26 protein-coding genes are annotated in these 26,043 nt (G+C 67.6%); 17 read left to right on the forward strand and 9 right to left on the reverse strand.

Features of this window, described 5'->3' with window-relative positions; all coding sequences use genetic code 11:
* Positions 1-3: 3 nt before the first annotated feature.
* Complete coding sequence (locus AAHB17_RS09465) at positions 4-711, forward strand: aspartate/glutamate racemase family protein (RefSeq protein WP_342130297.1); 708 nt, start codon at positions 4-6, stop codon at positions 709-711.
* A 108-nt stretch (positions 712-819) separates the two neighbouring features.
* On the opposite strand, the gene AAHB17_RS09470 is transcribed toward AAHB17_RS09465, so the two are convergent.
* From AAHB17_RS09470 to AAHB17_RS09490, 5 genes are all read right to left on the reverse strand, one after another.
* Complete coding sequence (locus tag AAHB17_RS09470; RefSeq protein ID WP_342130298.1) at positions 820-2,196, reverse strand: LLM class flavin-dependent oxidoreductase; 1,377 nt, start codon at positions 2,194-2,196, stop codon at positions 820-822.
* Between the two features lie 13 nt (positions 2,197-2,209).
* Complete coding sequence (locus tag AAHB17_RS09475; RefSeq protein WP_342130299.1) at positions 2,210-3,310, reverse strand: LLM class flavin-dependent oxidoreductase; 1,101 nt, start codon at positions 3,308-3,310, stop codon at positions 2,210-2,212.
* 24 nt (positions 3,311-3,334) lie between these two features.
* Positions 3,335-4,360, reverse strand: coding sequence for an ABC transporter substrate-binding protein (locus tag AAHB17_RS09480; protein ID WP_342130378.1), 1,026 nt, complete (start codon positions 4,358-4,360; stop codon positions 3,335-3,337).
* A 196-nt stretch (positions 4,361-4,556) separates the two neighbouring features.
* Positions 4,557-4,820 (reverse strand): helix-turn-helix transcriptional regulator, encoded by a 264-nt coding sequence (locus AAHB17_RS09485; RefSeq protein WP_342130300.1) that lies wholly within the window; start codon positions 4,818-4,820, stop codon positions 4,557-4,559.
* Positions 4,821-4,845: 25 nt separating this feature from the next.
* Positions 4,846-5,817 (reverse strand): cache domain-containing protein, encoded by a 972-nt coding sequence (locus tag AAHB17_RS09490; protein ID WP_342130301.1) that lies wholly within the window; start codon positions 5,815-5,817, stop codon positions 4,846-4,848.
* 127 nt (positions 5,818-5,944) lie between these two features.
* On the opposite strand from AAHB17_RS09490, the gene AAHB17_RS09495 reads away from it, so the two are divergent.
* Positions 5,945-7,696 (forward strand): sensor domain-containing diguanylate cyclase, encoded by a 1,752-nt coding sequence (locus AAHB17_RS09495; protein ID WP_342130302.1) that lies wholly within the window; start codon positions 5,945-5,947, stop codon positions 7,694-7,696.
* Positions 7,697-7,742: 46 nt separating this feature from the next.
* On the opposite strand, the gene AAHB17_RS09500 is transcribed toward AAHB17_RS09495, so the two are convergent.
* Complete coding sequence (locus tag AAHB17_RS09500; protein ID WP_342130303.1) at positions 7,743-8,627, reverse strand: LysR substrate-binding domain-containing protein; 885 nt, start codon at positions 8,625-8,627, stop codon at positions 7,743-7,745.
* A 153-nt stretch (positions 8,628-8,780) separates the two neighbouring features.
* Here AAHB17_RS09500 and AAHB17_RS09505 point away from each other — a divergent pair, with 153 nt between their 5' ends.
* The 6 genes from AAHB17_RS09505 (at position 8,781) to AAHB17_RS09530 (ending at position 14,424) form a co-directional block, all read left to right on the forward strand.
* Positions 8,781-9,530 carry an SDR family NAD(P)-dependent oxidoreductase gene (locus AAHB17_RS09505; RefSeq protein WP_342130304.1) on the forward strand — a complete coding sequence of 250 codons (750 nt, stop codon included), beginning with the start codon at positions 8,781-8,783 and terminating at the stop codon, positions 9,528-9,530.
* 151 nt (positions 9,531-9,681) lie between these two features.
* Positions 9,682-10,668, forward strand: a complete 987-nt coding sequence (locus AAHB17_RS09510) for a TRAP transporter substrate-binding protein (protein WP_342130306.1) — start codon at positions 9,682-9,684, stop codon at positions 10,666-10,668.
* Positions 10,669-10,730: 62 nt separating this feature from the next.
* The gene (locus tag AAHB17_RS09515) at positions 10,731-11,246 is read left to right on the forward strand and encodes a TRAP transporter small permease (protein WP_342130307.1); all 516 of its coding nucleotides are present in this window, start codon (positions 10,731-10,733) and stop codon (positions 11,244-11,246) included.
* 32 nt (positions 11,247-11,278) lie between these two features.
* Positions 11,279-12,538 carry a TRAP transporter large permease gene (locus AAHB17_RS09520; protein WP_342130308.1) on the forward strand — a complete coding sequence of 420 codons (1,260 nt, stop codon included), beginning with the start codon at positions 11,279-11,281 and terminating at the stop codon, positions 12,536-12,538.
* A 30-nt stretch (positions 12,539-12,568) separates the two neighbouring features.
* On the forward strand, positions 12,569-13,423 hold the full coding sequence (locus tag AAHB17_RS09525) for a transketolase (RefSeq protein ID WP_342130309.1): 855 nt from the start codon (positions 12,569-12,571) through the stop codon (positions 13,421-13,423).
* Positions 13,420-14,424, forward strand: a complete 1,005-nt coding sequence (locus tag AAHB17_RS09530; protein ID WP_342130310.1) for a transketolase family protein — start codon at positions 13,420-13,422, stop codon at positions 14,422-14,424. Before AAHB17_RS09525 ends, AAHB17_RS09530 begins: the two co-directional genes overlap by 4 nt.
* A gap of 54 nt (positions 14,425-14,478) precedes the next feature.
* Here AAHB17_RS09530 and AAHB17_RS09535 read toward each other — a convergent pair whose 3' ends face one another.
* From AAHB17_RS09535 to AAHB17_RS09545, 3 genes are all read right to left on the reverse strand, one after another.
* Positions 14,479-14,889: a hypothetical protein gene (locus AAHB17_RS09535; RefSeq protein ID WP_342130311.1), complete on the reverse strand. Its 411-nt coding sequence runs from the start codon at positions 14,887-14,889 to the stop codon at positions 14,479-14,481.
* Positions 14,886-15,350: a GAF domain-containing protein gene (locus AAHB17_RS09540; protein ID WP_342130312.1), complete on the reverse strand. Its 465-nt coding sequence runs from the start codon at positions 15,348-15,350 to the stop codon at positions 14,886-14,888. The genes AAHB17_RS09535 and AAHB17_RS09540 overlap by 4 nt, the downstream gene beginning before the upstream one ends.
* Positions 15,351-15,478: 128 nt before the next feature.
* Positions 15,479-16,393: a LysR family transcriptional regulator gene (locus AAHB17_RS09545; protein WP_342130313.1), complete on the reverse strand. Its 915-nt coding sequence runs from the start codon at positions 16,391-16,393 to the stop codon at positions 15,479-15,481.
* A gap of 124 nt (positions 16,394-16,517) precedes the next feature.
* Here AAHB17_RS09545 and AAHB17_RS09550 point away from each other — a divergent pair, with 124 nt between their 5' ends.
* From AAHB17_RS09550 to AAHB17_RS09590, 9 genes are all read left to right on the forward strand, one after another.
* Positions 16,518-17,981, forward strand: a complete 1,464-nt coding sequence (locus AAHB17_RS09550; protein ID WP_342130314.1) for an MFS transporter — start codon at positions 16,518-16,520, stop codon at positions 17,979-17,981.
* 117 nt (positions 17,982-18,098) lie between these two features.
* Positions 18,099-19,814 carry an allophanate hydrolase gene (atzF, locus tag AAHB17_RS09555; RefSeq protein WP_342130315.1) on the forward strand — a complete coding sequence of 572 codons (1,716 nt, stop codon included), beginning with the start codon at positions 18,099-18,101 and terminating at the stop codon, positions 19,812-19,814.
* A 40-nt stretch (positions 19,815-19,854) separates the two neighbouring features.
* On the forward strand, positions 19,855-20,850 hold the full coding sequence (locus AAHB17_RS09560; RefSeq protein WP_342130316.1) for an ABC transporter substrate-binding protein: 996 nt from the start codon (positions 19,855-19,857) through the stop codon (positions 20,848-20,850).
* 5 nt (positions 20,851-20,855) lie between these two features.
* Complete coding sequence (locus AAHB17_RS09565; protein ID WP_342130317.1) at positions 20,856-21,701, forward strand: ABC transporter permease; 846 nt, start codon at positions 20,856-20,858, stop codon at positions 21,699-21,701.
* Complete coding sequence (locus AAHB17_RS09570; RefSeq protein ID WP_342130318.1) at positions 21,698-22,519, forward strand: ABC transporter ATP-binding protein; 822 nt, start codon at positions 21,698-21,700, stop codon at positions 22,517-22,519. Before AAHB17_RS09565 ends, AAHB17_RS09570 begins: the two co-directional genes overlap by 4 nt.
* Positions 22,516-22,725 (forward strand): AtzG-like protein, encoded by a 210-nt coding sequence (locus tag AAHB17_RS09575; protein ID WP_342130319.1) that lies wholly within the window; start codon positions 22,516-22,518, stop codon positions 22,723-22,725. The genes AAHB17_RS09570 and AAHB17_RS09575 overlap by 4 nt, the downstream gene beginning before the upstream one ends.
* Complete coding sequence (locus AAHB17_RS09580; RefSeq protein WP_342130320.1) at positions 22,722-24,143, forward strand: AtzE family amidohydrolase; 1,422 nt, start codon at positions 22,722-22,724, stop codon at positions 24,141-24,143. The genes AAHB17_RS09575 and AAHB17_RS09580 overlap by 4 nt, the downstream gene beginning before the upstream one ends.
* A 269-nt stretch (positions 24,144-24,412) precedes the next feature.
* Positions 24,413-24,799 carry an oxalurate catabolism protein HpxZ gene (gene hpxZ, locus AAHB17_RS09585; protein ID WP_342130321.1) on the forward strand — a complete coding sequence of 129 codons (387 nt, stop codon included), beginning with the start codon at positions 24,413-24,415 and terminating at the stop codon, positions 24,797-24,799.
* A 107-nt stretch (positions 24,800-24,906) separates the two neighbouring features.
* The gene (locus AAHB17_RS09590; protein WP_342130322.1) at positions 24,907-26,028 is read left to right on the forward strand and encodes a BMP family ABC transporter substrate-binding protein; all 1,122 of its coding nucleotides are present in this window, start codon (positions 24,907-24,909) and stop codon (positions 26,026-26,028) included.
* The last annotated feature ends 15 nt before the right edge of the window (positions 26,029-26,043 follow it).

Genomic DNA, 26,043 nt, shown 5'->3' on the forward strand with positions numbered 1-26,043 from the left:
GTCATGCCGGCCCAGCCCAGCATCGGCCTGCTGCTGCTGGACAACGGCTTCGAGCGCATTCCCGGCGACGTCGGCCACCCGGCCACCTGGCGCTTTCCGGTGCGCCGGGCCACCGTGCCCGGCGTGACGGCGGCCATGGTGGCGCAGGGCGGGCCGGCCCTGGTCGAGCCCTTTGTCCGGGCCGGCCTGCACCTGGTCGAACAGGGGGTGGCGGCCATCGCCACCAGTTGCGGCTTCCTGGCGGCGCTGCAGCCCGAGTTGTCGGCCCGCCTGCCGGTGCCGGTGGCCACCTCCGCGCTGCTGCAGATTCCGGCGGTATCCCGGCTGCTGCCTCCAGGGCGCACGGTGGGCATCCTCGCCTCCCTGGGCGGGTCGCTCGCGCCGCAGCTCAACGCCCTGGATTTGCCGGCCACGCTGCCCGTGGTCGGCCTGGCGGACGACGCGGCCATGCTGCGGGATCTGCGCGCGGGACGGTCGCCGATTCCGGTCGAGGCGCACCGCCAGGACGTGCTGGCCGCCGCCCAGCGCCTGCTGCGGGCGCATCCCCAGGTCGGCGCCATCGTGCTGGAATGCGCCAACTTCCCACCGCACAGCCAGGCCCTGGCCGCAGCCACCGGCCTGCCCATCTTCGACACGGTCAGCCTGGTGAACTGGCTGTACGCGGCCCTGGTGCCGTGGCATCCGTCCGAGGTCAGTGGAGCCGTATCCTGAAACAGGCCACACATGTGAGAGCCATCTGCCGCGCAAAAAACAGGCCCGCGCGAGCGGGCCTTGGAACACCCGCCCACAGGCGGGCGGGTCACCACCTGGCCTGAGCGGTCAAGTGGTCACCTCGGTTTCTCCTTCCTTCTCCACCTCCGTGAAGCCTGTCGTGTTCTCGCGGCGGCGCCGCGTGTGGCGGTTCTCGGGCACGGGCAGTCCCAGGTTGCCGCGAAACGTGCTGGCGTCGTAGTCGGCGCGCCAAATGCCCCGTGCCTGCAGCAGCGGCACCACCAGTTCCACAAAGTCCTTGAGCGAGGTGTTGGGCAGCGCCTCGAAGAAATTGAAACCGTCGGCACCCTCGCTCTCGAACCAGCGCTGGATTTCATCAGCCACCTGCTCGGCGGTGCCCACGAAGGTGCGCTTGGGCGCCGCGTGCCACTGGGCCACCTGGCGCAGCGTCCAGCCCTTGTCGCGCGCCACCTGCTTGATGTGGTTGCTGCTGCTTTGTTGGCTGTTGCGGCCGATGTCGCCCAGATCGGGAAAGGGCTCGTCCAGCGGGTAGCCGGAGAAGTCGTGGTCGTTGAAGGGGCGTGCCAACGCGGCCAGCGCATTTTCGATAGGCACCAGCGAGGCGGCCAGCTGGTACTTCTGCTCGGCCTCCTCGGCGGTGCGGCCGACGATGGGCCGGATGCCGGGGAGCAGCGAGACCTGTGCCGGGTCGCGCCCGGCGGCGGCCACGCGCGCCTTCACGTCGCGGTAGTAGCGCTGGGCGTCTTCCAGCGTGTCGGCGTGGAAGAAGATCGCGTCGGCGCGGCCGGCCGCGAAGGCCTTGCCGTCCTCGGAGGCGCCGGCCTGGAAGATCACCGGCTGGCCCTGGCGCGAGCGTGCGATGTTGAGCGGCCCCTCGACCGAGAAGAACTCACCCTGGTGGTCGAGCCGGTGCAGCTTGTCCTTGTCGAAGAAGCGGCCGGTGGCCTTGTCGCGCAGCAGGGCATCGTCTTCCCATGAGTCCCACAGGCCCTGCACCACGTCCAAGTGCTCGGCCGCCAGGCGGTAGCGCACGTCGTGGGCGTAGTGCTCGGGGCGGCCGTAGTTGCGGGCGCTGCCGTCCAGCCAGGAGGTCACCACGTTCCAGCCGGCACGCCCGCCGCTGATGTGGTCGAGCGAGGCGAACTGGCGCGCCACCGTGAAGGGCTCGCTGTAGCTGGCGGTGACGGTGGCCACCAGGCCGATGCGCGAGGTGACCGCCGCCAGGGCCGACAGGATGGTGAGCGGCTCGAAGCGGTTGAGATAGTGCGGGCTGGAACGCTCGGTGATGTGCACGCTGTCGGCCACGAACAGGAAGTCGAACTTCGCCTGCTCGGCCAGCTGGGCCTGCTCGCGGTAGAAGCCGAAGTTGACGCTGGCGTCGGCGACGGCGGCTGCGTGGCGCCAGTCGCCCCAGCCGGCGCCCACGCCGTGCAGCACAAAGCCGAATCGGAGTTGGCGGGTCATGTGGGGGTACCTTTCAGGCGGCGCGGCGCTGGGCGCCACGTTCGAGTTCGGCCACCTGCCGGCGCACCAGCGGGAGCAGGTGCTGGCCGTAGGCCACGGCGTCCTGCAGCGGGTCGAAACCCCGGAACAGGAAGGTGCTGATGCCCGCCTTGTAGTAGTCGAGCACCGATTCGGCCACCTGCTCGGGCGTGCCCACAAGGCCGGTGGAATTGCCGGCGGCGGCGGTCACGCCGGCGATCTCGGTCCACAGGCGCTTGTCGTGCACACGGGCCTTGGAGGCGATGTCGACCAGACGGTCGGAGCCCACGTTGATGTTGGCACCACGGCGCTTGAGAAAGTCCGACGAGGGGTAGTTGGCGCGGGTGCGTTCGAGGATGCGGTCGGCGCGGGCCCAGGCCTCGGCCTCGGTGTCGGCCACGATGGGGCGCAGCGACAGGCTGAAGCGGATCTGGTCGGCGCGGCCGAGCTTGGCCGCCTCGGCGCGCACCGCGGCGATGCGGGCGCGCACCTGCTCCAGCGGTTCACCCCACATCATGTAGACATCGGCGTGTTTCGCGGCCACCCGGACGGCGGCGTCCGATGCCCCCGAGAAATAGATCGGGATGTGGGGCTTCTGCAGCGGGCGCACGGCGGTGTGGTTGCGCTCCACGCGGTAGTGTTTGCCGCTGTGGTCGAAGGGGCCGTCGCTGGTCCAGACCTTCTTCGCCACGTCCAGGTACTCGTCGGTGCGCTCATAGCGCTCGTCATGGGGCAGGAAATCGCCGTCCTTCTGCAGATCGCCGCCATCGCCGCCGGTGATGACGTTGACCGCCACGCGCCCGCCGCTGAGCTGGTCGAGCGTGGCCAGCTGGCGCGCGGCCAGGGTGGGCGAGGTGAAGCCGGGACGCTGGGCGATCAGCAGGCCCAGCGTGTCCGACACGCCTGCCGCGTAGGCACCCAGCGCCAGGGCGTCGGGCGAGGCGCTGTTGACCGCGATCAGCGCCTTGTCGAAACCGCCGTATTCCTGCGCCCGGATAGATGCCTTGATAAAGGCGTTGTCGACCAGCGGGCCGCGAGGCGACAGCGACTCGCTCTGTTCGCTGGTGCCGATGAAACCAATGAATTCGAGACTCATGAAAAACTCCAGGGGTGGCCGGGTTCAGCCTTGGACGGCCAGGGCGGTGTTGAAACGTTTGTCCCAGAGCGGGGCGACCTTGACCGGCGCGTCGAGCACGCCGATGCTGGCGAACACATCGGCCACGTTCTGGTGGCTCTGGATGTCGGCGTCGGTGATGGCCTGGATGCGGTCGTCGTGGCTGCGGTTCTGAAAGATGGCCAGCAGGGCGTCCAGCGGCACCCGCGTTTCCGCGCTTTGGGCCTTGGCCCAGTCCACCGCGTGCGCCACCGACCAGGCGGTGGCCTGCTGGACGCGCTGCAGCAGGTCGGCCAGCGCGGCGCGGCGCACCGGATCGCTCCAGCTGTCGGCGTTGCCGTAGACGAGGAAATTGCCCGAGAGGTAGCCCTTGGAGGTCTTGATCGCGCGGGCACCGTAGCGGGTGCGCGCCAGCTGGCCGTTGTAGCCGTAGATGGCCCAGGCATCGAGGTCGCCGCGGGCGAAGGCCGACAGGCCATCGGACGGACTCAGGCTGACCAGTTGCACGTCGTTCAGCGACAGGCCGACCTCGGCCAGCATCCTGTGCAGGAAATAGTGCGTGGTGGTGGCCCGCACGTAGCCCACGCGCTTGCCCTTGAGGTCGGCGATGGTCCGGATGGACGAATCCTTCTGGGCGAACACGGCCTGGTTGTTGAGATCACCCTTGCTCACCGCGACCACGCGCACGCGGCCCGGGGTGCGCGCGGCGAACACCGCCGGTATCTCGCTGCCCGAGCCCAGGTCGAGCGCGCCCGCGTTGATGGCCTCGATGTGCTGCACGCCCGAGTTGAATTCCTTCCATTCGATCTGGTAGGGGGTGTTGGCCAGGCTGGCGGCCTTGAGCAGGGTGATCCAGCCGCCCTTGTAGCTGGCCACGCGCAGCGAAGCCTTGGCCAGATCGGCTGGCGCCACCACTTGCCCCAGGGCCCTGGCTCCCGTCGTCAGCGCCAGGCCGGCGGCCCCCAGTTGCAGCAGGTGCCGGCGGCTCAGCGCCGTGTCTGGCCCTTGTTCGCCTTGTGCTTGTGTACTCATGTGCTTGTTGTTCTCGCGGAAGTGGTGTTGCATGGAGCCGTGATCGGGCAGGCCATGTGAGCCACTGTAGGCAGGACAAGCGCAGGAGAAAACGAAGGAAATCAGATATGGATATGCGGAGCTTTGCCGCCACCGCGTCCCGGACTGGCCAGGGTCAGGTGCGCCCCATGCACGTGGCGCCAATCGCCAGACGCTGCTATGTCGGCGCGCCGTCGGGCGTTTGCAGCGCGGCCGAGAGGCCGTAGAGCGCCAGCAGCCCCAGCACGTGTCCGACCGCAACCCCCGGTTCACCGGCCTCGATGCGGGCAATGGTCTGGACATGCACACCCAGGCGTGCCGCCGCTGCCGCCTGCCCCTCACCCGACCGTGTGCGGGCCAGCCGGGCAGCTGCGCCCATGTCCTTGATGTTCTGCAGGACATCGGCCCCGATGTCCACCGAGATGCGTTTGCCTTGTGCCATGGTTTGGATGATCCTTGTCCGCCAATCAGGTCGCCGGGGGTGGCGCATGCTCCATGCGCCAAAGCCACGCACACACCGCCACGCCAACCAACACAAACAGGACGCCTTTCCATATCAGCGACGCCCGCCAGGGTGCAAACACGGCGGCCGCATCACGCGCCACGGTGAGGACAAGCTGCTTCTCGACGGGCGCCACGGTGGGCGCGATCCTGCGAAACGCCACGAAGGACTCGCGCCCGGTGGTGGCGGTGGCCCCCAGGACCACATCCTGGCTCTGGCCCCCTCTGACAAAAGTCCAGATCATCGCGGCGGGCGACTTGGACAGGTCCATGCCGACCACGTCTTCGTTGTCGGGCACGCGGATCACCACCCGCCCGTCGATATGGACCAACGACACATTGACGTCGTCGGCAAAAACAGCACGCTCCAATGCCGAGGTCAGGTGCTTGGGGTCCACGATGGCCAGCACATAGCCCGCGAATCGGCCCTGTTCCCCTTGGAGCACCTTGCCCAGACTCACGGTGAAGTTCCCCAGGGGAGTGACGAATGGAGCCGACATATGCAGCATCCTGGGGTCCGGACTCTGGCTGATGGTCTGGAAGCGTTCGGAGCCCTTGAACACGTTGCCCATCAACTCCGGCCGGTTGCTCGAAATCACCTTGCCATCGGCATCCAAGACCAGCATCGTGCGCACACCCGGCGTCTGCCTGACGATGGCCGCGAGCCGCGCTCCCCAGGCGCCCTGTGGCAAGTGCCCCCCCACGAAGGACGGGACTTCGGATCGGACCAGGTCCAGCGCGTCGTTGGCCCGTTGCAAGTCCTGAGCGATCGCCGTGTGGATCTCATTCGCCACGTCCGCGAGCTGGGTCCGCTGCCGCTCGGCCGCTTGTTGGTAAGACGCCGCTGCCGTCAGGACGATGGTGCCCGCCATGGCCACCAGCAACAGGCCTGCCGCTGTCCACCAGCCGCGGCGACGGATCGGAAATCGGCGTGTCATGGAAATATCTAAGGTCCAACCGTTGTTTTAGAAACTACCATGCGGGTCAATGTACCAGCCACCGACCTGCCATTGTTCGGGTCCGGAATCTGGCGTGGTCCCGATGACGGCACATTTTGGATGAGCGGTGCACACTTTCAGCGACCCTGACAACACTGAACCCCTGTTTGCCCTGGAGCATTTCTTCAAAAGCTTCAAGGGCCGGCTGATGCTGGCGTTCGGCGGATTGACCTTCGCCGCGCTGTCCGGACTGGGTGGCTACCTGGGTGGCGTCGCGACCAAGGAAATGACGCAGACCCGCGGCGAGTTGCTGCACACCTCCGCCAAGGCCGCGGCCGAGATTCTGGCCACCAACATCCGTGAGCGGGGGCTCGAGATCGACCTGCTGCGCCGGGCGCCTTTTCTGGCCCAAGTTGATTTGCGCGGCGAAGCCGTGCGCCAGGCCCTGGAGCTGCGCAAGAGCGCTCACGACGAATACGTCTGGCTGGGTGTCGCGGGATTGGACGGCAAGATCCTGCAGGCCACCGAGGGCAAACTGCTGGGGGTGGACGTGAGCCAGCGTCCATGGTTCAAGGTCGGCCAGTCGGGCCCCTTCACCAGCGACGTGCACGACGCCTTGCCGCTGGCGCAGCAGCACTCGCTTGGCGCACCGCCAGAACCCCTGCCGCGCCTTGTCGATTTTTCCGCCCCCGTGGTGGACGAAAAAGGCACGTTGCTAGGCGTTCTGGGCGCACACGTGAGCTGGGACTGGATCACCTCCATCGTGGACCACACCGTCAAGGGGCCACTGGGCCAACGGCAGGTCGAGGTCCTCATCGCCAATGGCAACGACGAGGTGCTGTTCCCCGCAGCCTACGTGGGTCAGCTCAAGCTGCCGCCAGAGGGCAAGTTCAAGCGGCACTACGAAACCCTGGCATGGAGCGACGGCGTGGACTACCTGACCAGCATCGTGGACGTGCGGGAAGTCACGCAATCCCCACTCAACTGGCAGATTGTGTTGCGCCAGCCCATGGATGAGGCCTACCGCCCCGTGCGCGAGCTGGGCGCCAACCTGTTCTTGATTGGCCTGGTCTCTGTCCTGGTGTTCGCCGTCGCCGCCTATTACCTGGCCAACAAGGTCATCGGTCCCCTGGAGAAGCTCGCCAACGCCGCCGAGATGGTCCAAAGCGGCACCGGCGTCCCCCAGTTTCCCAACGCCAAGGAAGCCTACTCCACGGAAATCGAGCAGCTCTGTGCATCGTTCCAGTCGATGACCGAGTCCTTGCTGGGGCGCGAGCGGGAGCTGAAGGAATTGAACTCCTCGCTGGAAGCCCAGGTGGCCACCCGGACCACGGAGCTGTCCCGCACGAACCAGGCCTTGTCCGACGCCAACGAGGAGCTGGCCCGCCTGGCCACCAGCGACGCCCTCACCGGCATTCCCAACCGCAGGCGTTTTGACGAAAAGCTTCAAGAGGCGTTCCAGACCATGAAGCGCATGGACCGGCGCTTCACCTTGTTGATGCTTGACGCCGACCACTTCAAGCGGGTCAATGACCAGCACGGCCACCAGGTGGGGGACGAGGTGCTGAAGCAACTCGCGCAGGTGATCGCGCACAACGTGCGCGCCACGGACATGGTGGCGCGCTATGGCGGTGAGGAATTCGCGGTGCTCCTGCCCGAAACCACCGATGACCGCCAGGGTCTGATGGTGGCGGAGAAAATCCGGGCCGCGGTCGAGGCGAGTGAGTTCCCCAGGGTCGGCAAGATGACCGTCAGTGTGGGCGTCGGATGCGCGAACCCGTCCGACACCTCAGGCAAGGCGGTGGTGCGCCGTGCCGACGAGGCCCTGTACGAGGCCAAGGGGGCAGGGCGCAACCGCGTTCAGTTCCAGGCCGGGTAGCGTTGAATAAGCCTGTCGACCAGCCCCCGGTGGCCTGCGCTCATCTTCAGCTGTTCGCCGCTTCGCCGTGCAGCCAGGACAAGAAAGCCTCGACCGCTGGGCGTTTGGCATGGCGCTCCGGGTACACGGCGAAGTGCGCCTTCACGCGGATCGCCTTGTCCATGCCGAACATCGCCTTGAGCCGGCCATCGGCCAGATGTCCGCCGGCGTTGACCGCGCTCTCCAGCGCCACGCCCAGGCCCTGTGTCGCCGCGTCCAGCGACATTTGTGCCCGGTCAAAACGCACCGGAAAGCGGTCTGGCGCGCGCAGACCGGTGAAGCGGTCGAACCAGTCCGACCACTGCACCACGCTCACATTGCTCTGGATCAGCGGCACCTCCAGCAACTGCTCGATCCGCTTGAGCTGGTGCTGCTTGATGAAGGCCGGGCTGGCCAAGGGCACGATGGCCTCCTCGAACAAAGGCTCCACCACCAGATCGCCCCATCGCGGGACGCCATAGCGGATGTCGATGTCGGACTGGCCGAGGGCGAAATCGCTGGGCGTGTGGGCGGCCGAGAGGTTCAGCGAGATGTCGGGGTAAGCCTGCGCGAAGCGGTGCAAGCGTGGCATCAGCCACAGGCTGGCGATGCTGGGGGCCGAGTGCACGTACAGGCTGTTGCGAATGCCCTGGCGCAGATCGTCGGTGGCGGAGGCGATCGCAGACAGCGCGGCCCCCACGTGCAGCAGGTAATGCTCGCCCGCCGGGCTCAGGCGCACACCGTGCGCGCTGCGCTCGAACAGGCGGATGTCCAGTTGTGACTCCAGCCGCGAGATCTGGTGGCTGATGGCCGAGGCGGTGAGATGCAGTTCCGCCGCGGCCAGCGCAAAACTGCGACGGCGCGCCACCGCTTCAAAGGCCTGCAGGTTGGCGATGGGGGGCAAGGCGGGCATGGGGACAACCCTGACATCAAATGACAAACCGTCATCTTACGCTGACATTTAATCGCTTGTCATCATCTTGAGTGCATTCCAGAATCCGCTCCCAGAACAGGAGACGGCCCTCGGCCCCCCTGCCTGCCGTACCACCCACTGGAGACAACACACATGCTGCTCAAAGACAAGGTCGTCATCATCACCGGCGGTGCCGGCCTCAATGGCCTGGGTTTTGCCACCGCCCGCCAGATGGCCCAACAAGGCGCCAAGGTCGCCATCCTCGATCTGGAACGCGCCCAGCCCGCCGCCGCCGCCGCCCAACTGGGCGAGGGCCACCTCGGCCTGGTGGCCGACGTCACCGACAAAGCCTCGTGCGAAGCCGCCGCCGCCGCCGTGCTCCAGGCCTTCGGCCGCATCGACACGCTGATCAACAACGCCGGCATCACGCAGCCGGTCAAGACGCTGGACATCACCGGCGCCGACTACGACCGCATCCTCGACGTCAGCCTGCGTGGCACGCTCTACATGTCGCAGGCCACGCTGCCCGCCATGCGGGCGCAGAAGAGCGGCTCCATCGTCTGCATTTCGTCGGTCTCGGCGCAACGCGGCGGCGGCATCTTTGGCGGCCCGCACTACTCGGCCGCCAAGGCCGGCGTGCTGGGCCTGGCCCGCGCCATGGCGCGCGAGTTCGGCATCGAGGGCATACGCGTCAACAGCATCACGCCGGGACTGGTGGAAACCGACATCACCCAGGGCAAGCTGTCCGACGCGCAGAAGGCGCAGATCGCCGAGACGATTCCCCTGGCCCGCCTGGGCCGCCCGGCCGACATCGCCGGTGCCTGCGTGTTCCTGGCCAGCGAGCTGTCAGGCTACTGCACCGGCATCACGCTGGACGTCAACGGCGGCATGCTGATTCATTGAATTGAACTCCCCCCGCACCACCTGCGGCGTCACCCCCCACGGGGCGATGCCAGCCGACTGGCGGAGCCAGATCGGCGGCATCCCCGGCTGGTTCACTTCGTAAGGCGCACCAAATCGGTTCACCAACACCCACAACCACTGGAGACACCTCATGCAACGCAAGACCTTCACCCGCACCCTGCTCGCCGCCTGCGCCCTGGCTGCCGCACTGCCCCTGGCCGCGCAGGCCCAGGCCATGAAACTGACCTTGGGCCACGGCGCCGCGCCGGGCAACCCGCGCCACGAAGCCGCGGTCAAGTTCGCCGACGTGCTCAAGGCCAAGACGGCCGGACGCATCGAGGTCCAGGTCGCGCCCTCGGCCCAGTTGGGCGACGACGCCGCCATGGTGACCGCCGTGCGCACCGGCGCGCTGGACATGACGGCCAACTCGCAGGGGGCGGTGTCCGCCGCCGTGCCCGAGTACGCGGCTTACGGCATGCCCTTCATGTTCGCCAACCCGGCGCAGGCCTTCAAGCTGCTGGATGGCCCGCTGGGTCAGGAGCTGGCGCAGAAGTCCGCCGAGAAGGGCATGGTGGTGCTCGGCTACTGGGACAACGGCATCCGCCACATGAGCAACAGCAAGCGCCCCATCAACAAGGTGGAGGACATGAAGGGGCTGAAAATGCGCACACCGCCCGATGCGGTGCTGGTGGACATCATGCAGGCACTGGGCGCCGAAGCGCAGCAGATCAAGTTCGCCGAGTTGTACGTGGCCTTGCAACAGGGTGTGGTGGACGGCCAGGAGAACCCGTTGGTCAACATCCACGCCAGCAAACTCTACGAAGTGCAGAAGCACCTGGCCCTGACCAGCCACATGTTCCAGATGACGCCTTTCCTGATGAGCAAGCGCACCTGGGACCGGCTGCCTGAGGGCGACCGCAAGGCCGTGACCGAAGCCGCAGCCGAGGCCACTGCGCTGCAGCGCAAGATGTCACAGGAAGCCGACGACAAGCTGCTGGCCGAACTCAAGGCCAAGGGTGTGCAGGTGACCACGGTGGACAAGACCGCCTTCGCCAAGGCCACCGCCGCGGTGGACGACAAGTGGCTGGCCACGCCCATCGGCCCGTACCTGAAGAAGGTCATCGCCGCCACCCGCTGAACACACTTTTTGCCAATGACGCCGTGTGGGCTGCGCGCCCATGCGGCCCAAGGAGTTTTCCGATGAACCTCATCGAACGGTCCGTGGTCGCCTTGTGCCGACTGATGTTGTGGATCAGCACCGCCGTCATTTTCGTGATCCTGGTCGCCAACACCGTGCTGCGCTATGCGACCGGCAGCAGCCTGCAGTGGGCCAACGAGGTACCCGAACTGCTGTTTCCCTGGCTGGTGATGTCCGGCGTGGTGCTGGCGGCGGCTCACGGCGCCCACATCACCACCAGCTTTCTGATGGATGCCGTGCCCGCCACCCTGCGTCGCTGGACGGCCATGGCCACCTGGCTGGTGGTGGCCGGCCTGTATGGCACGCTGGCCTGGGCCACATTCCAGATGATGGCCATCGTCCATGACGAGAAGTCGCCCATCCTGCAGGTGCCAGGCTCGTTGACCTACGGCTGTGTGATGGCGGGGCTGCTGATGCTGGGCCTGTTGGCGCTCAAGTCGGCCTGGAACGCCTGGTTGCTGCCGCCGGTGGAACACGACCCGACCGAAGAAGCTGCCGTGCCCGAGGCGCACTGGTAATCCCGCCCGCTTCACATGCAAAGGAACACACCATGAGCGCCCTCATTCTTCTTGTTTTTCTCGGCGCGGCCGTGTTGGCCATGCCCATTGCCCATGCGCTGCTGGTCGCTGCCATGGCCGCCGCCGCCACCTCCGAGCGCGTTCCTCTGGACCTGCTGGTGCAGCAGATGGTGGCGCAGGTTCAGAGCTTTCCGCTGATCGCCATTCCCTTCTTCATGCTCACCGGCTCCCTCATGATGGGCGGTCGACTGGGCGCCGCGCTGGTGGGGGTGTTGAGCACGCTGATCGGCCGTTTCCACGGTGGGCCAGCGCAGGTCGGCGTGTTGTCGTCCACGCTGTTCGGCGGTGTGTCAGGGTCTGCGGTGGCCGATGCATCGGCCATCGGTTCGCTGCTGATTCCCTGGCACAAGCGCCTGGGTTACCCGCCGGCCTTCTCGGCCGCCACGCTGGCCGCCGCCGCCACGATTGACATCCTGATCCCCCCCTCCATTCCCATGATCCTGTTCGCGCTGACGGCCAATGCGTCGATTGCGGCGCTGTTTGTGGCCGGCATCCTGCCGGGCCTGCTCATGTGTGGTGGCTTCATGTTCATGTGCTGGTGGGTCGGCAAGCGTCGCAACTTCCCGCGCGACACCACGCCCATCGACTGGAGCGCGTTCCGCACCCACCTGCTGTATGCCTCGCCCGCCTTGCTGCTGCCTGTGCTGATCGTGGTCTTCCTGCGGTTTGGCATCGCCACGCCCACCGAGGTGGCGGTATTGTCCACGCTGTATTCGGCCCTGGTGTCGGTGGCTGTCTACCGCGACCTGTCCTGGAAGCGCCTCAATGATGCGGTGGTGCATTCGGGTCTGGCCACCGGCGTGGTGCTCCTGGTCATCATGGCGTCTGCCGCCATCGGCTGGCTGCTGACCTTCGACCAGATGCCCGTGGGTGTGGCGAACTGGGTGACGCAGAACGTGGAGCAGGACTGGATCGTCATCCTCATCATGAACCTGATGATGCTGCTGCTGGGCATGTTCATCGACCTGCCTGCCGCCGTGCTGCTGCTCACCCCAGTGTTCCTGCCCCTGGCCGCCAGCATTGGCATGGACCCTGTGCAGCTGGGGATCATGATGGTGGTGAACCTGGCGGTGGGGCTGTACACGCCCCCGGTGGGCACCACGCTGTTCATCACCAGCGCGCTGGCCAAGGTCAAGGTGGGTCAGACGGTGCGCGAACTCGGCCCCTTCTACTTCGTCGCTTTCCTCGTCCTGGCCCTGGTGTCCTATGTGCCAGCGTCCATCCTGCGCTGAGCATTCCCTCTTTCTTTCAGGAGCACTCTCATGACATCTTCCGCAGACAAACTGCCTGCGTTGGCGCAGTGCGCCCACCGCATCCGCCGCTACGCCCTGCGCATGGGCGAGGTCCAGGGCCAGGGCTACATCGGTCAGGCCCTGGGCTGGGCCGACGTGCTGGCCGTGGCCTATGGCCATGCGCTGAACTTCAAGCCCGAGGACCCCGAATGGGAAGGCCGCGACCGCTTTCTGCTGTCGCATGGCCACTACGCCATCGCCTTCTATGCGGCACTGATCGAGGCCAGGATCATTCCCGAGGACGAGCTGGAAACCTACGGCAGCGACGACAGCCGCCTGCCCATGTCGGGCATGGCCACCTACACGCCGGGCATGGAGATCTCCGGCGGCTCGCTGGGGCAGGGCCTGCCCATCGCCGTGGGCATGGCGCTGGGCCTGCGCCACAAGCAGAACCCGGCCTTCGTCTACAACTCCATGAGCGACGGCGAACTCGACGAGGGGTCCACCTGGGAAGCCGCCCTGTCGGCCGCGCACCATGGCCTGTCCAACCTGATCTGCCTGGTCGACATCAACAACCAGCAGGCCGACGGCCCCTCCACCAAAGTGCTGGGCTTCGAGCCCCTGGCCGACAAATGGGCCGCCTTTGGCTGGCATGTGCAGCGCGTGGACGGCAACAACCTGGCGGCCGTGCTGGCGGCCTTCGACACCGCCCGCGCACTGACCGAGGCCAAGCCCCGCGTCATCCTGTTCAACACCCTCATGGGCAAGGGCGTGCCCTTCCTGGAGACGCGCGACAAGAACCACTTCATCCGCGTGGACCCGCCAGAGTGGCAACAGGCCATCCAAGTTCTTGATCAATCGCAAACCGCAGGAGCCGCCGCATGAACACCGTCGCCGAAAAGAAACCCCGCCTCACCACCTCCGCCATGATCGCGTCCATCGCGAGCGAAGGGCAGCGCGTCAAGGCCGCACCCTTTGGCAAGGCCCTGGTGGAACTGGCCGCGAGCCAACCCGAGATCGTCGGCATGACCGCGGACCTGGGCAAATACACCGACCTGCACCTGTTTGCCCAGGCCTACCCTGAACGCTATTTCCAGATGGGCATGGCCGAGCAACTGCTCATGGGTGCGGCCGGTGGCATGGCCAAGGAAGGGCTGATGCCCTTCGTCACCACCTATGCCGTCTTCGGCACGCGCCGTGCCTACGACTTCATCCACCAGGTAATCGCCGAGGAAAACCTCAACGTCAAGATGTGCTGCGCGTTGCCGGGCCTGACCACCGGCTACGGCCCCAGCCACCAGGCCACCGAGGACCTGGCCATGATGCGCGGCGTGCCGGGTCTCACCATCGTGGATCCCTGCGATGCGCTGGACATCGAACAGGCCGTGCCGCAGATCGCCGCCCACGACGGCCCGGTCTACATGCGCCTGCTGCGTGGCAACGTGCCCCTGGTGCTGGACGAATACGACTACCAGTTCGAGCTGGGCAAGGCCAAGCGCCTGGTGGACGGCGACGATGTGCTGATCATCTCCAGCGGCTTCATGACCATGCGAGCGCTGGAAGTCGCGCAAGGCCTGAAGGCCGACAACATCGGCGTGGCGGTCCTGCACTGCCCCACGATCAAGCCTTTGGACGAGGTGACCATCCTGGCCGAGGTGCTGCGCAAGCCGCGCCTCGTGGTAGTGGCCGAAAACCATTCGGTGGTCGGAGGCCTGGGCGAAGCCGTGGCCAGCGCGCTGCTGTGCAACGGCGTGCAGCCGGGGAAGTTCCGCCTGGCTGGCCTGCCGGATGCGTTTCTCGATGCCGGGGCACTGCCCACCTTGCACGAACGGTATGGCATCAGCGCGGATGCGCTGGGGGCCCGGATCAAGGGTTGGCTCGGTTGAGCGACCTCGCCCCTGTCCGATGTGCTCGCATCGGGCGGGCGAAGGTCACCGCCCTCAGCGGGCGTTGAGCATGGTCCGCCCTGGCAACATCGCGCGCATCACATCGATCACTTCGCGGATGCGAAACGGCACGGGCAGGGTTCGCTTGACATCCAGTTCAGTGAGCTGCTGGGCCAGGCGCTTGTCCCCAGGCGATACCAAGGCCACCACGGGCACGTGCTGGTCACTGCGAAACTGCCCCATCCGGATCAGCGTCAGAAGATCCATGGCGGGACCAGGCTGGTCAACCGACAGCAGGATGCCGTCGAAGGAGCGCTGGATCAGCCACTCGTTGGCGGTCGCCAGGTTGCCGGTCTGATGGACCGATACCACATCCAGTTGTTTGGCAACCGACACGATGATGCTGCGCACCACGGAACTGGGTTCGACCAACAGCAGTTGATAGCCTCGCTCGTTGGCGCTCATGAATGCTCCTCCTGCCTGAGCAGTTCCTCCAGCACCAGGTCACGCAATGCCTGATGGATCGCCCGGTCGACGTCGTCGCAGCGGCGCGGTTCGGTCGCGATCAGGCACAGGGTGCCGAGGCGGTACCCATCGGGCAAGGTCAGGGGTGCCCCCGCGTCAAAGCGGATGAAGGGCGGGCCGGCCGCCAGGGGGGTGTCGGCAAAACGGGGATCGGCCGCGGCATCGTGCACGACCAGCACGTCGTCTTCGGCAATGGCGTGGCCACAAAAGGACATGTCCCGGGCGGTCTCGGGGGCATCCAGGCCCACACAGGACTTGAACCACTGACGGTGCCCGTCCACCAGTGACACCACCGCGTTGGGCAGATCGAAGCGCTCTTCTGGCGGCGTGCCCAACACCTGCAGCCGCCTCAAGGCGGCAAGTCTTTCCTGTTCGTCGACGAGGCGGGGTGCAGGCCACATATGGTGGACAAGGTGATGGAAGCAACAACAGGCTGGTGCTCAAGGATAACTTGGGTGGTCGGTCTTGGGCGAGGAGGGCGGCATCGAGGGGCATCTCTTTTGTGTGTCATTTGACGCAGGACAAGCTTTCAGCCCTGGATGCCCCAGGGTTGGACATCGCCACATGACGCCACGACCAGCTGGCGAAACCACAGATGGGCGGGGTCGGCCTGGAAGCGGGGGTGCCAGAACAGGGAAATCGCGAGTTCCGGCGTGGGAAATGGCAGCTCAAAGCTCTGCAGTCCGGCGCGCAGCTTGGCCGTGTGGCGTTCGGGCACGCAGGCCAGCAGGTCCGTGCCGCGCGCCAGCGCCAGCGCGGCGACAAAGCCGCCAGCCATCGCCACCACGTTCCGCTGCAGCCCCAGCGTGGCCAGTGCCTCGTCGATGGGGCCACCGGCGACGCCTCGCCGCGACACCGCGATGTGGCGGCCTTGCACAAACCGCTCGGGCGTCATGTCGCCCCGGCCCAGCGGATGCCCCTCGCGGCACACACCGATCCAGCGGTCGCGAAACAGCGCCTGTGCACGGACCTCCGGGCCCATGGCGGCACCGATCACACCCGTTTCAAGGTCAACCGTGCCATCGCGGAGCGCGGCGCTGTCCTTGTCGAGCTTCTGCACAAAACGCAGGCGCACGCCCGGCGCCGTGGCCGCCAAGTGGTCCACCAGCGTGGCGCCAAAGTTCTCCACGAACCCATCGCTGCAGCGCAGCGTGAATGTCCTCTCCAGCGCCCCCACATCCAGCGCCTGAAGGGGGCGCAGAACCGACTCCAGCTCCTGCACCAGTGGGCCGATCCGCTCTCGCAAGGCCAACGCGCGAGGCGTGGGCACCAGGCCGCGACCGGCCCTCACCAGCAGCGGATCACCCGTCGTCGCCCGCAACCGGGCCAAGGCACGGCTCATGGCCGAGGGACTGAGCCGGAGCCGTTTCGCCGCGCGGGCCACGTTCTGCTCGGTCAGCAACACATCCAGGGTGGCCAGGAGATTGAAGTCGGGTGTCGCCATGCCGGAAACATAGCACGGCAGGGGCACACATGGCGTTTGGTGCACGAATCAAGTGCAAGCCGTGCGTCTTCCGCCATCAGCGCGCGCTTCCTAGCATCGGGATATTCCCCACAGGAGCCCCACCATGTCTTCACCCACACCCCAAGCGGTGGCCCCGGCCACCTCCGACCACCCCTCCGTGCGCGGCGTGCTCGTCGCCCTGTCCGTTGCGATGCTGATGACATCCCTGGGCACCAGCATCGCCAACGTCGCCTTGCCCACCTTGACGCAAGTTTTCACGGCGCCGTTCCAGGCGGTGCAATGGGTGGTCATCGCCTACCTGTTGACCATCACCGCGCTGGTCACCACGGTCGGCCGCCTGGGCGACCTGTTGGGCCGTCGGCGCCTCCTGTTGCTCGGCTTGGTCATCTTCACCCTGGCGTCCCTGGCTGGCGGCGCATCGGTGTCCCTCTGGCAACTGATCGCCGCGCGGGTGGGGCAGGGCGTGGGCGCCGCCCTCATGATGGCGCTGGCCATGGCACTGGTCAGCGAGGTGGTGCCCAAGGACAAGGCCGGCGGCGCCATGGGCCTGCTGGGCACCGTGTCCGCCGTGGGCACCGCCCTGGGGCCGACCCTGGGTGGGCTGCTGATCGGGGCTGTTGGCTGGCAAGCCGTTTTCTGGATCAACCTGCCGCTGGGGGCCGTGGCCTTCGTGCTGGCGCATCGCCACCTGTCGCCGGACCGCCTTCCGGCCGAGCCCGGGAAGGTGCGTTTCGATCCCCTCGGCACGGTGCTGCTCACCCTGAGTCTGACCGCCTACGCGCTGTCGATGACGCTGGGGCAGGGCCGCTTCGGCGCCCTCCACATCGGGCTGCTGCTCACGGCCGCGCTGGGCGCGGGGGCGTTTGTCGTTGCCGAGGGCCGGGTGGCGGCGCCGCTGGTGCGGCCGGCGCTGTTCCGGCACCCCGTCACCGGGACGGGTTTCGTCACGAGCGCCCTGGTCACCACGGTGGTGATGGCGACGCTGGTGGTGGGGCCCTTCTACCTGGGCGGCGTGCTCGGGCTGGACGCGGTGCGCACGGGCCTGGTGATGTCGGTCGGGCCGGCCGTGGCGGCCATCGCCGGCCTGCCGGCGGGCCGTTGGGTGGACCGCGTGGGCCCGCACCAGGTCGGGCTCGCTGGCTTGGCCACCATGCTGGCCGGGACGGCCGCGCTGCCCACTGCTTCATCGGCCTGGGGGGTTGCCGGGTACGCGGGCACGCTCGCCCTCATCACGTCCGGCTACGCCGCCTTCCAGGCCGCCAACAACACCACCGTGATGGCCAGCGCGAGCCCCGACCAGCGTGGCCTGGTGTCCGGCCTGCTCAACCTGGCACGCAACCTGGGGCTCATCACCGGGGCATCGGTCATGGGCGCCGTGTTCCACGCCGGCGCCTCGACCCGCCAGATCGCCACCGCGGACCCCCAGGCCTTGGCAGCGGGACTGGGCCTCACCTTCCTCGTCGCGGCGGCAGCTGTCGCCACGGCCGTCGTGCTCGCCCTGGTGGGCCTGGCCGCCGCACGGCGCGCCGCGCCCATCGACCACGCCCAGGCCACCCGGCACGCGTGACCCTCCGTGCCCCGTCCGGGCGGGCCGGGGGTGGTCAGCGGGCAAGCGGTACCGGCCACATCGGCAGGTGGCACATCTTTTGCATCCGTTCTTGTATCCAAGATAGGACGCACAACAATGGTTCCCACCACCGCAGCCCCATCGAACGAAACCGCCGACCCCCTGGCTTGCGCGTGGATCACGCGCCTGCCCGAGCCCCTGGCGGGAGGCGACGGGGCCTTGAGCGGCATGAGATTCGCGGTCAAGGACAACATCGACGTGGCCGGCCTGCCCACCACCGCGGCCTGTCCGGCCTTCGCCCACACACCCGCCGCCCACGCCACCGTGGTGCAGCGCCTGCTCGACGCTGGTGCGCACCTGTGCGGCAAAACCAACCTCGACCAGTTCGCCTGCGGGCTCAACGGCACCCGCTCGCCCTATGGCGCCGTGCCCAACAGCTTTGACACCCGCCTGGTCTCGGGCGGCTCCAGTTCGGGCTCGGCCGTGGTGGTGGCCAGCGGCCAGGTGGACTTCGCGCTGGGCACCGACACCGCGGGCTCGGGCCGCGTGCCGGCCGGGCTGAACAACATCGTCGGCTTCAAACCCAGCAAGGGCCTGATCAGCGCCCGGGGCGTCTTGCCGGCGGCACAGAGCGTGGACTGCGTCTCCGTCTTCGCCCGCACCGTGGCCACGGCCGCTCGGGTGTTCCAGGCCGCCGCCGCGCACGACCCGACCGACCCCTATGCCCGCGAGTTGCCCCCGCGCACGGCGCGATGGGACACGGGCTGGCGCTTCGGCGTTCCCCACGAACTCCGATTTTTTGGCGACACCCTGAACGAGGCGGCCTTCCAACAGGCGGTGCGCCAGATGGAAGCCCTGGGCGGCGTGGCCGTTCCCATCGACTACACACCGCTGCGCGAGGCAGCCAGCCTGCTCTACGACAGCGCACTGGTGGCCGAGCGCTACGCCGCCATCCGGCCGTTCTTCGACGCCCACGAAGACCAGGTCATGGAGCCGGTGCGCGGCATCATCGCCAGCGGCCGGCGCTACACGGCGGCCGACGTGTTCGAGGCCCAGACCGCCTTGCGCGCGCTGGCACAGCGTGCCAGGCCCATGTGGACTCAGATCGACGTGCTGCTGGTGCCCACCGCGCCCACCCATCCCCGCATGGCCGACATGCTGGCCGATCCGGTGCGCCTGAACCGCGAGCTGGGTGAATACACCAACTTCGTCAACTTGCTGGACTACGCCGCCATCGCCGTGCCCAGCACCATGCGCCCCGACGGCCTGCCCTTTGGCGTCACCCTGATCGCGCCCGCCGGCGCCGACTGGCCGCTGCTCGACCTGGGCCAGCGCTACCACCACGCCACCGGTCTGCAACAAGGGGTCACCGGCCTGCCGCTGCCGGCGCCCCAGCCCCTGGCGATGCCGGTGTCCGAGCCCCTGGTGCAGGTGGCCGTGGTGGGCGCCCACCTGTCGGGCATGCCGCTCAACACCCAGCTGACCGAGCGCGGCGCGGTGCTGCTGCGCCAGACCCGCACCACCCCCGACTACCGGCTGTTCGCCTTGCCCGGCACCGTGCCGCCCAAGCCCGGGCTGCTGCGCGTGGCGCCAGGCCAGGGCGCGGCCATCGCACTGGAAGTCTGGTCGCTGCCGGCCAGCCGCCTGGGCAGCTTCGTGGCCCTGATCCCGGCGCCGCTGGGCATGGGCACGCTCAGCCTGGAAGACGGCAGCGCGGTACTGGGCTTCATCTGCGAGCCCTATGCGCTGGCCCAGGCCCAGGACATCAGCCACTTCGGCGGCTGGCGCGCCTACATCGCCGAACTCAAGGCCCGCCCGTCCACCCCCGCCTGAACACCCGTTCCTTCTTTATCTCAACCTGCAGGAGTCCGCCATGACATCGACCCCGTCAACGACCACCCGCCGCCAGATACTCCAGGCCACCGGCCTGGCCGTGGCCGCCCTGGGCGCGCCCGCCCTGGTGCGCGCGCAGGCGCCCGCCAAGATCCGTGTCGGCTACTGGCCCATCGCGGCCGGCCTGCCGTTCTACTCGGCGGTGGAGCTGGGCTTCTTCAAGGCCGCCGGCATCGACGTCGAAGTGCAGCGCTACGCGGGTGCCCAGCAGATCATGGAGGCCATGCTGGCCGGCCGCTGCGATGCCAGCGCCAACGGCACCGGCTCGGCCAACATCGCCATCGGCGAAATCGCGGCCCCAGGCAGCTTCAAGATCTTCTGCTCCAACCCCAGCAACGCCAGGAACGTGCTCGACCAGGTGCTGGTGCCCGCCGCCAGCACGGCCAAGGCCATCGCCGACCTCAAGGGCAAAAGGGTCGCCTCGGGCCCCGGCATCCAGAACGTCACCCTGGCCAAGACCGTGCTGGAGCGCGCCGGTGCCAGCGGGGCCACCGTGGTCGAACTGCCCATCGGCCAGCACGTGGCGGCGCTGGCCGCGGGCCAGGTGGACGGCTGCTACACGCTGGAGCCCACCGGCACCATCGGCCGCCTCAACGGCAGCACCCGCATGCTGGAAGCCGGCGTCATCGCGCGCTACATCCTGGGCGACCCGATGGCCCCGTGGTTCGGGGGCTCCGCCTCGCTCACGGCCAGCTACATCAAGGCCAACCCGGACGCCGCCAAGCGTTTTGTGTCCGCCTACGGCAAGGGGGTGGAGTTTGTCCGCACCAAGGCCGCCGACGCGCGCCAGCACCTCAAGGGCTACACCGCCATCGAGGGCCCGCTCACCGGCGAGGTTCCGCTGGCCGCGTACACGATGTACAGCGAATTCACGCCGGCCGACATCGCGCACTTCCAGAAGTTCTTCGACCTGTTCTCGGAAAAAGGCATCTTTGCCTCGCGCCTGATGGTTGACTCCATGCTCTACAAGGGCTGACCCCCATGCGCGCCCCTTCTGCCCTCCCCACCGATGTGGGCAAACCCTGGGTGCCGCCCGTGGTGTCCGGCGCGCCCGCCACCGCGGCCACACGCCGCACCGACTGGAGCCGCGCCTTGCCCTTCGTGGGGCCGGTGGTGTTGTTCATTGTCTGGGACCTGGTGGTGCGCCTGGGGTTCATCAAGCCCATCCTGCTGCCGCCACCACTGGCGGCGCTGGGCGCCCTGGTCAACGGCCTGGCCGGGGGCCCGCTGCTGGGCGACTTCGCCGTCACGGTCTGGCGCACCGTGCAGGCCTTCCTGATCGCCGCCGTTCTCGGCATGCCCCTGGGCGTGCTGCTGGGCAGCAACGAGCGCGCCTACCGCAGCGTCGAGTTCCTGATCGACTTCTTCCGCTCCACCCCCTCGTCGGCCCTGATCCCGCTGTTCCTCATGATCTTCGGCGTGTCCGACATCAACAAGGTCGCCATCGCCGCCTTCGGGGCCCTGCTGATCGTGGTCTTCAACAGCGCCTACGGTGTCATCAACGCGCGCAAGCAGAGGGTGATGGCGGCCCGGGTCATGGGTGCGACGCGCTGGCAGGTGTTCCGCGACGTGTTGTTGTGGGAGAGCCTGCAGCCCAGCTTCGTGGGCCTGCGCTCGGCGGTGTCCATGGCCCTGGTCATCGTCATCGTGGCCGAGATGTTCATCGGTGCCGACAGCGGCCTGGGCAACCGCATCATCAATGCCCAGCAGGTCATGAACGTCAAGGACATGTACGCCTCCATCCTGGCGGCCGGCGCGCTGGGCTATGCCTTGAACGTGCTGTTTCTCGTCGTTGAACGCCGCATCGTGCACTGGAGTGGAAGATGAGCGAAGTCCTGAACGCCCCCGTGTTTGCCGACGTGCCCGCGCCGGCCTTCCAGCCCGGCCCGGCCGGCACCCACATCACCATCCGTGGCCTGACCAAGTACTTCGCCGGCTGGCCGCTGTACGAGAACTTCGACCTCGACATCCCCAAGCACAAGATCGTCTCGGTGTTCGGCCCCAACGGCTGCGGCAAGAGCACGCTGATCAACATGATCGCCGGCCTGATCCCGATCGACGCGGGCGAGATCCTGTTCGACGGCAAGAGCCTGAAGGACACCAAGATCGGCTACGTGTTCCAGAACTACCGCGAGGCCATGTTTCCGTGGATGCGCACCATCGACAACATCGCCTACCCGCTCAAGCTGGAGGGGCGCAGCAAGGCCGAGGTGGACCGCCGCATGGCCGAGCTGGTGGCGAGCTTCGACGTCAAGTTCGACCTGCACCGCTACCCCTACGAACTCTCGGGCGGGCAGCAGCAGACGGCGTCCATCATGCGTGCGCTGGCGCCAGGGCCCGAGGTGTTGTTCCTCGACGAGCCCTTCTCGGCGCTGGACTTCGAGATGACGCTGTTCATCCGCGAGAAGCTGCAGGAGGTCTTCATGCAAACCGGCACCACCATGCTGCTGGTGTCGCACGATCTGGAGGAGGCCGTCTACCTGGCCGACCAGGTGCTGCTGCTGACCAAACGGCCCACCCGCGTGGCCGAGATCCTGGCCTATGGCGACGCCCGACCACGCACCGTGGCGACCCTGTCCGAGCCGTCCTTCGTGGCAACCAAGAAGCTCAGCCTGGAGATCTTCCAGCGCGAGGTGCGCCGATGAGCCCCGATCAGATCGAAGCCTACGTGGACGCGGCGGCGGCCGCGCTGGCCCTGCCACTGGAGCCGGCACACCGCGATGGGGTGCTGCGCTACTTTGCCCTGGCGGCCCAGTTTGCCGATCAGGTGCAGGCGGTCGAGCTCGACGCCAGCGCCGAGCCGTCCATGTCCTTCGTGCCACTCTCGCCCACCCAGCAGGTCACGGCATGAGTGCCACCCGCGAACTCTTGCACGGCGATGCCGTCGCGATGGCACAGGCGGTGCGCAGCGGCGCGTGCAGCGCGGTCGATCTGGTCTGCGCCAGCCTGCGGCACATCGGTCGCACCGACGCCCAGATCAACGCCTTCACCACCGTGACCACCGAACGCGCGCTGGCCCGCGCGGGCCAGATCGACCAGCAACGCGCCCAACTGCAGCACCTGCCGCTGCTGGGGGTGCCGTTTGCGGTCAAGAACCTGTTCGACATCGCGGGCGTCACCACCCTGGCCGGCTCCAAGATCGAATGCGAGACCTCGCCGGCCCGCAACGACGCCCTGCTGGTGCAGCGCCTGGAGGCAGCGGGGGCCGTGCTGGTGGGCGCGCTCAACATGGACGAATACGCCTACGGCTTCACCACGGAAAACAGCCACCACGGCGTGGTGCGCAACCCCCACGACCCCAGCCGCATCGCCGGCGGTTCCTCGGGCGGCAGTGGCGCCGCGGTGGCCGCCGGCCAGGTGCCCATCACCCTCGGGTCGGACACCAACGGCTCCATCCGCGTGCCGGCCTCCCTGTGTGGCGTGTTCGGCCTCAAGCCCACCTTTGGGCGGCTGCCCCGCACCGGCAGCTACCCTTTTGTCTCCAGCCTGGACCACCTGGGCCCGCTGGCCCGTTCGGTGCGCGACCTGGCCTTGAGCTACGACCTCATGCAGGGCCCCGAGCCGCCGGGGCCGCAGCGCGATCCGGGCAGTGCGCAGCGTCCCATCGAAGCCACCACGCCTGGCCTGGACCGGGGCGCGGCGGGCCTGCGCATCGCCTTGTTGGGCGGCTATTTCAAGGCCAACGCCCAAGCCCAGGCGCAGGCCGCGGCGGCAGAGGTGGCGCATGCCCTGGGTGCCCACGAGGAGGTCGAACTGCCGCTGGTGGAAGCTGGACGCGCCGCCGCCTTCCTGATCACCAATTCGGAGGGCGGCGCCTTGCACCTGGACGACCTGCGCCGCCGGCCGCAGGACTTCGAGCCGCTCTCGCGCGACCGCTTTCTGGCGGGCGCGCTGCTGCCCGCCGCCTGGGTCGCGCGGGCACAGCGGGTGCGCCAGCGCTACGCGCAAGCGGCCGCCCAGCTGTTCGAGCGCTTTGACGTGCTGCTGGCCCCCGCCACCCCCACGGCGGCCACCCCCATAGGCTGCGAGCGCCTGGAGATCGGTGGCACGGTGTTTCCGCTGCGCCCGCACATGGGCGTGCTGACCCAGCCGCTGTCCTGCATTGGCCTGCCGGTGGTGGCGGTGCCCGTGTGGTTGCCGGGCCACCAGCTGCCGGTGGGCGTGCAGGTCATCGCACCGCCCTGGCGGGAGGACCTGGCGCTGCGGGTCGCGGCCGAACTGGAATCGCGCGGCATTTGCGAGGCCCGTGTCGCCCATCAGGAGCATTAGGGCTTGCTCACACTATGTTTCCAAGATGCGTTGCGAGTCAAAAAGGCCATGCGCAAGGCGCGAAACGCCGCCGGGGCATCCCCCCGGCAAGGCTTCGCAACGCGGCGCATGGCCTTTTTGGCCGCAACCCGAAGGGAGTGGGGTGAAAACAGCGCCACCCGTTGTTGCACTCCTAGGCCAGACGCCCAGTCTGGCCGTCGTCGCGCGCCTAGATTGGCGCTGTTTTCACCCCATTCGCACTTGGAAAAATAGTGTGAACAAGCCCTAGCATGACACACACCATCAACCACCCCGAGGTGCTGGCCGAGGTCACGGCGGTGTTCGCCCGCTACGAAGACGCCCTGGTCAACAACAAGGTCGACGTGCTCGACGAGCTGTTCTGGGACAGCCCGCACACCCTGCGCTACGGCGCGGGTGAGAACCTCTACGGCATCGAGGCGATACGGGCCTTCCGCAACGCGCGCCCCGCCGTGGGGCTGGCGCGCACCATTGTGCGCACCGCCATCACCACCTACGGGCACGATTTCGCCACCACGAACATCGAGTTCGTGCGCGCGGGCGGCACCCGCGTGGGCCGTCAGAGCCAGACCTGGCTGCGCCTGCCCGAGGGCTGGCGCGTGGTGGCCGCCCACGTCAGCCTGATGCCAGACGCCTGAGGCCGGCAGGCACACTTTATGCATCTCATCTTGTATCCAAGTTTGGATAAATGAACGGTGTGTCGCCACACCCACGTCCACCACCCCTCACCGCCGGAGCCCCACACATGAACGCAGGATTTCGCCCCAACCGCCGCGACACCATGAAATCGCTCACCGCCCTGGGTGCCAGCACGGCGCTGGGTGGCTGGGGCATGATGGCGCGCGCTCAGACGCCGCTGACCGTGGGCGTGATCTATGTGGGTCCGCGCGACGACTACGGCTACAACCAGGCCCAGGCCCAGGCCGCGGCCGAGCTGCGCAAACTGCCCGGCATCAAGGTGGTGGAAGAGGAGAACGTGCCCGAGACCGCCGCCGTGCAGAAGACCATGACCGGCATGATCGCGCAGGACGGCGCCAAGCTGCTGTTCCCCACCTCCTTCGGTTACTTCGACCCGCACATCCTGGCGCTGGCCGCCAAGTACCCCGACGTGCGTTTTGCCCATTGCGGCGGCATGTGGACCGAAGGCAAGCACCCCAAGAGCGTGGGCAGCTTCTTCGGCTACATCGACGAATGCCAGTACCTCAACGGCATCGTGGCCGGCCACATGACCAAGTCGAACAAGATCGCCTTTGTCGCGGCCAAGCCCATCCCGCAGGTGCTGCGCAACATCAACGCCTTCCTCATGGGCGCGCGTTCGGTCAAGCCAGGCGTCACTTGCAGCGTCATCTTCACCGGCGACTGGTCCATGGCCGTGAAGGAGGCCGAGGCCACCAACAGCCTGGCCGACCAGGGATGTGACGTCTTCACCATGCACGTGGACGGGCCCAAGGTCATCGTCGAGACGGCGGCCAAGCGCGGCAAGATGGTGTGCGGCTACCACGCCAGCCAGGCCAAGCTCGCCCCCCAGGCCTACCTGACCGGGGCCGAATGGAACTGGCTCACCGCCTACAAGACCATCATCGAGGCCGCGCAGACCGGCAAGCCACACCCCAACTTCCTGCGCGGCGGCCTGAAGGAGGGTTTTGTCAAGATGTCGGCCTACGGCCCGGCCGTGAGCGAGGCGGCCAAGAAGAACGCCGACGAGGTCAAGGCCAGGATGATCGCGGGCAGCTTCGACATCTTCAAGGGCCCGCTGAAGGACAACAAGGGCAACACCGTGATCGCGGCCGGCAAGACGCTCAAGCAGACCGACCTCGAACTGGAAAAGATGAACTACCTGGTCGAGGGCGTGATCGGCTCCATTTGATGCCCCCCGCCAGCG

This window comes from Hydrogenophaga sp. OTU3427, from assembly GCF_038440225.1.
Lineage (GTDB): Bacteria > Pseudomonadota > Gammaproteobacteria > Burkholderiales > Burkholderiaceae_C > Hydrogenophaga.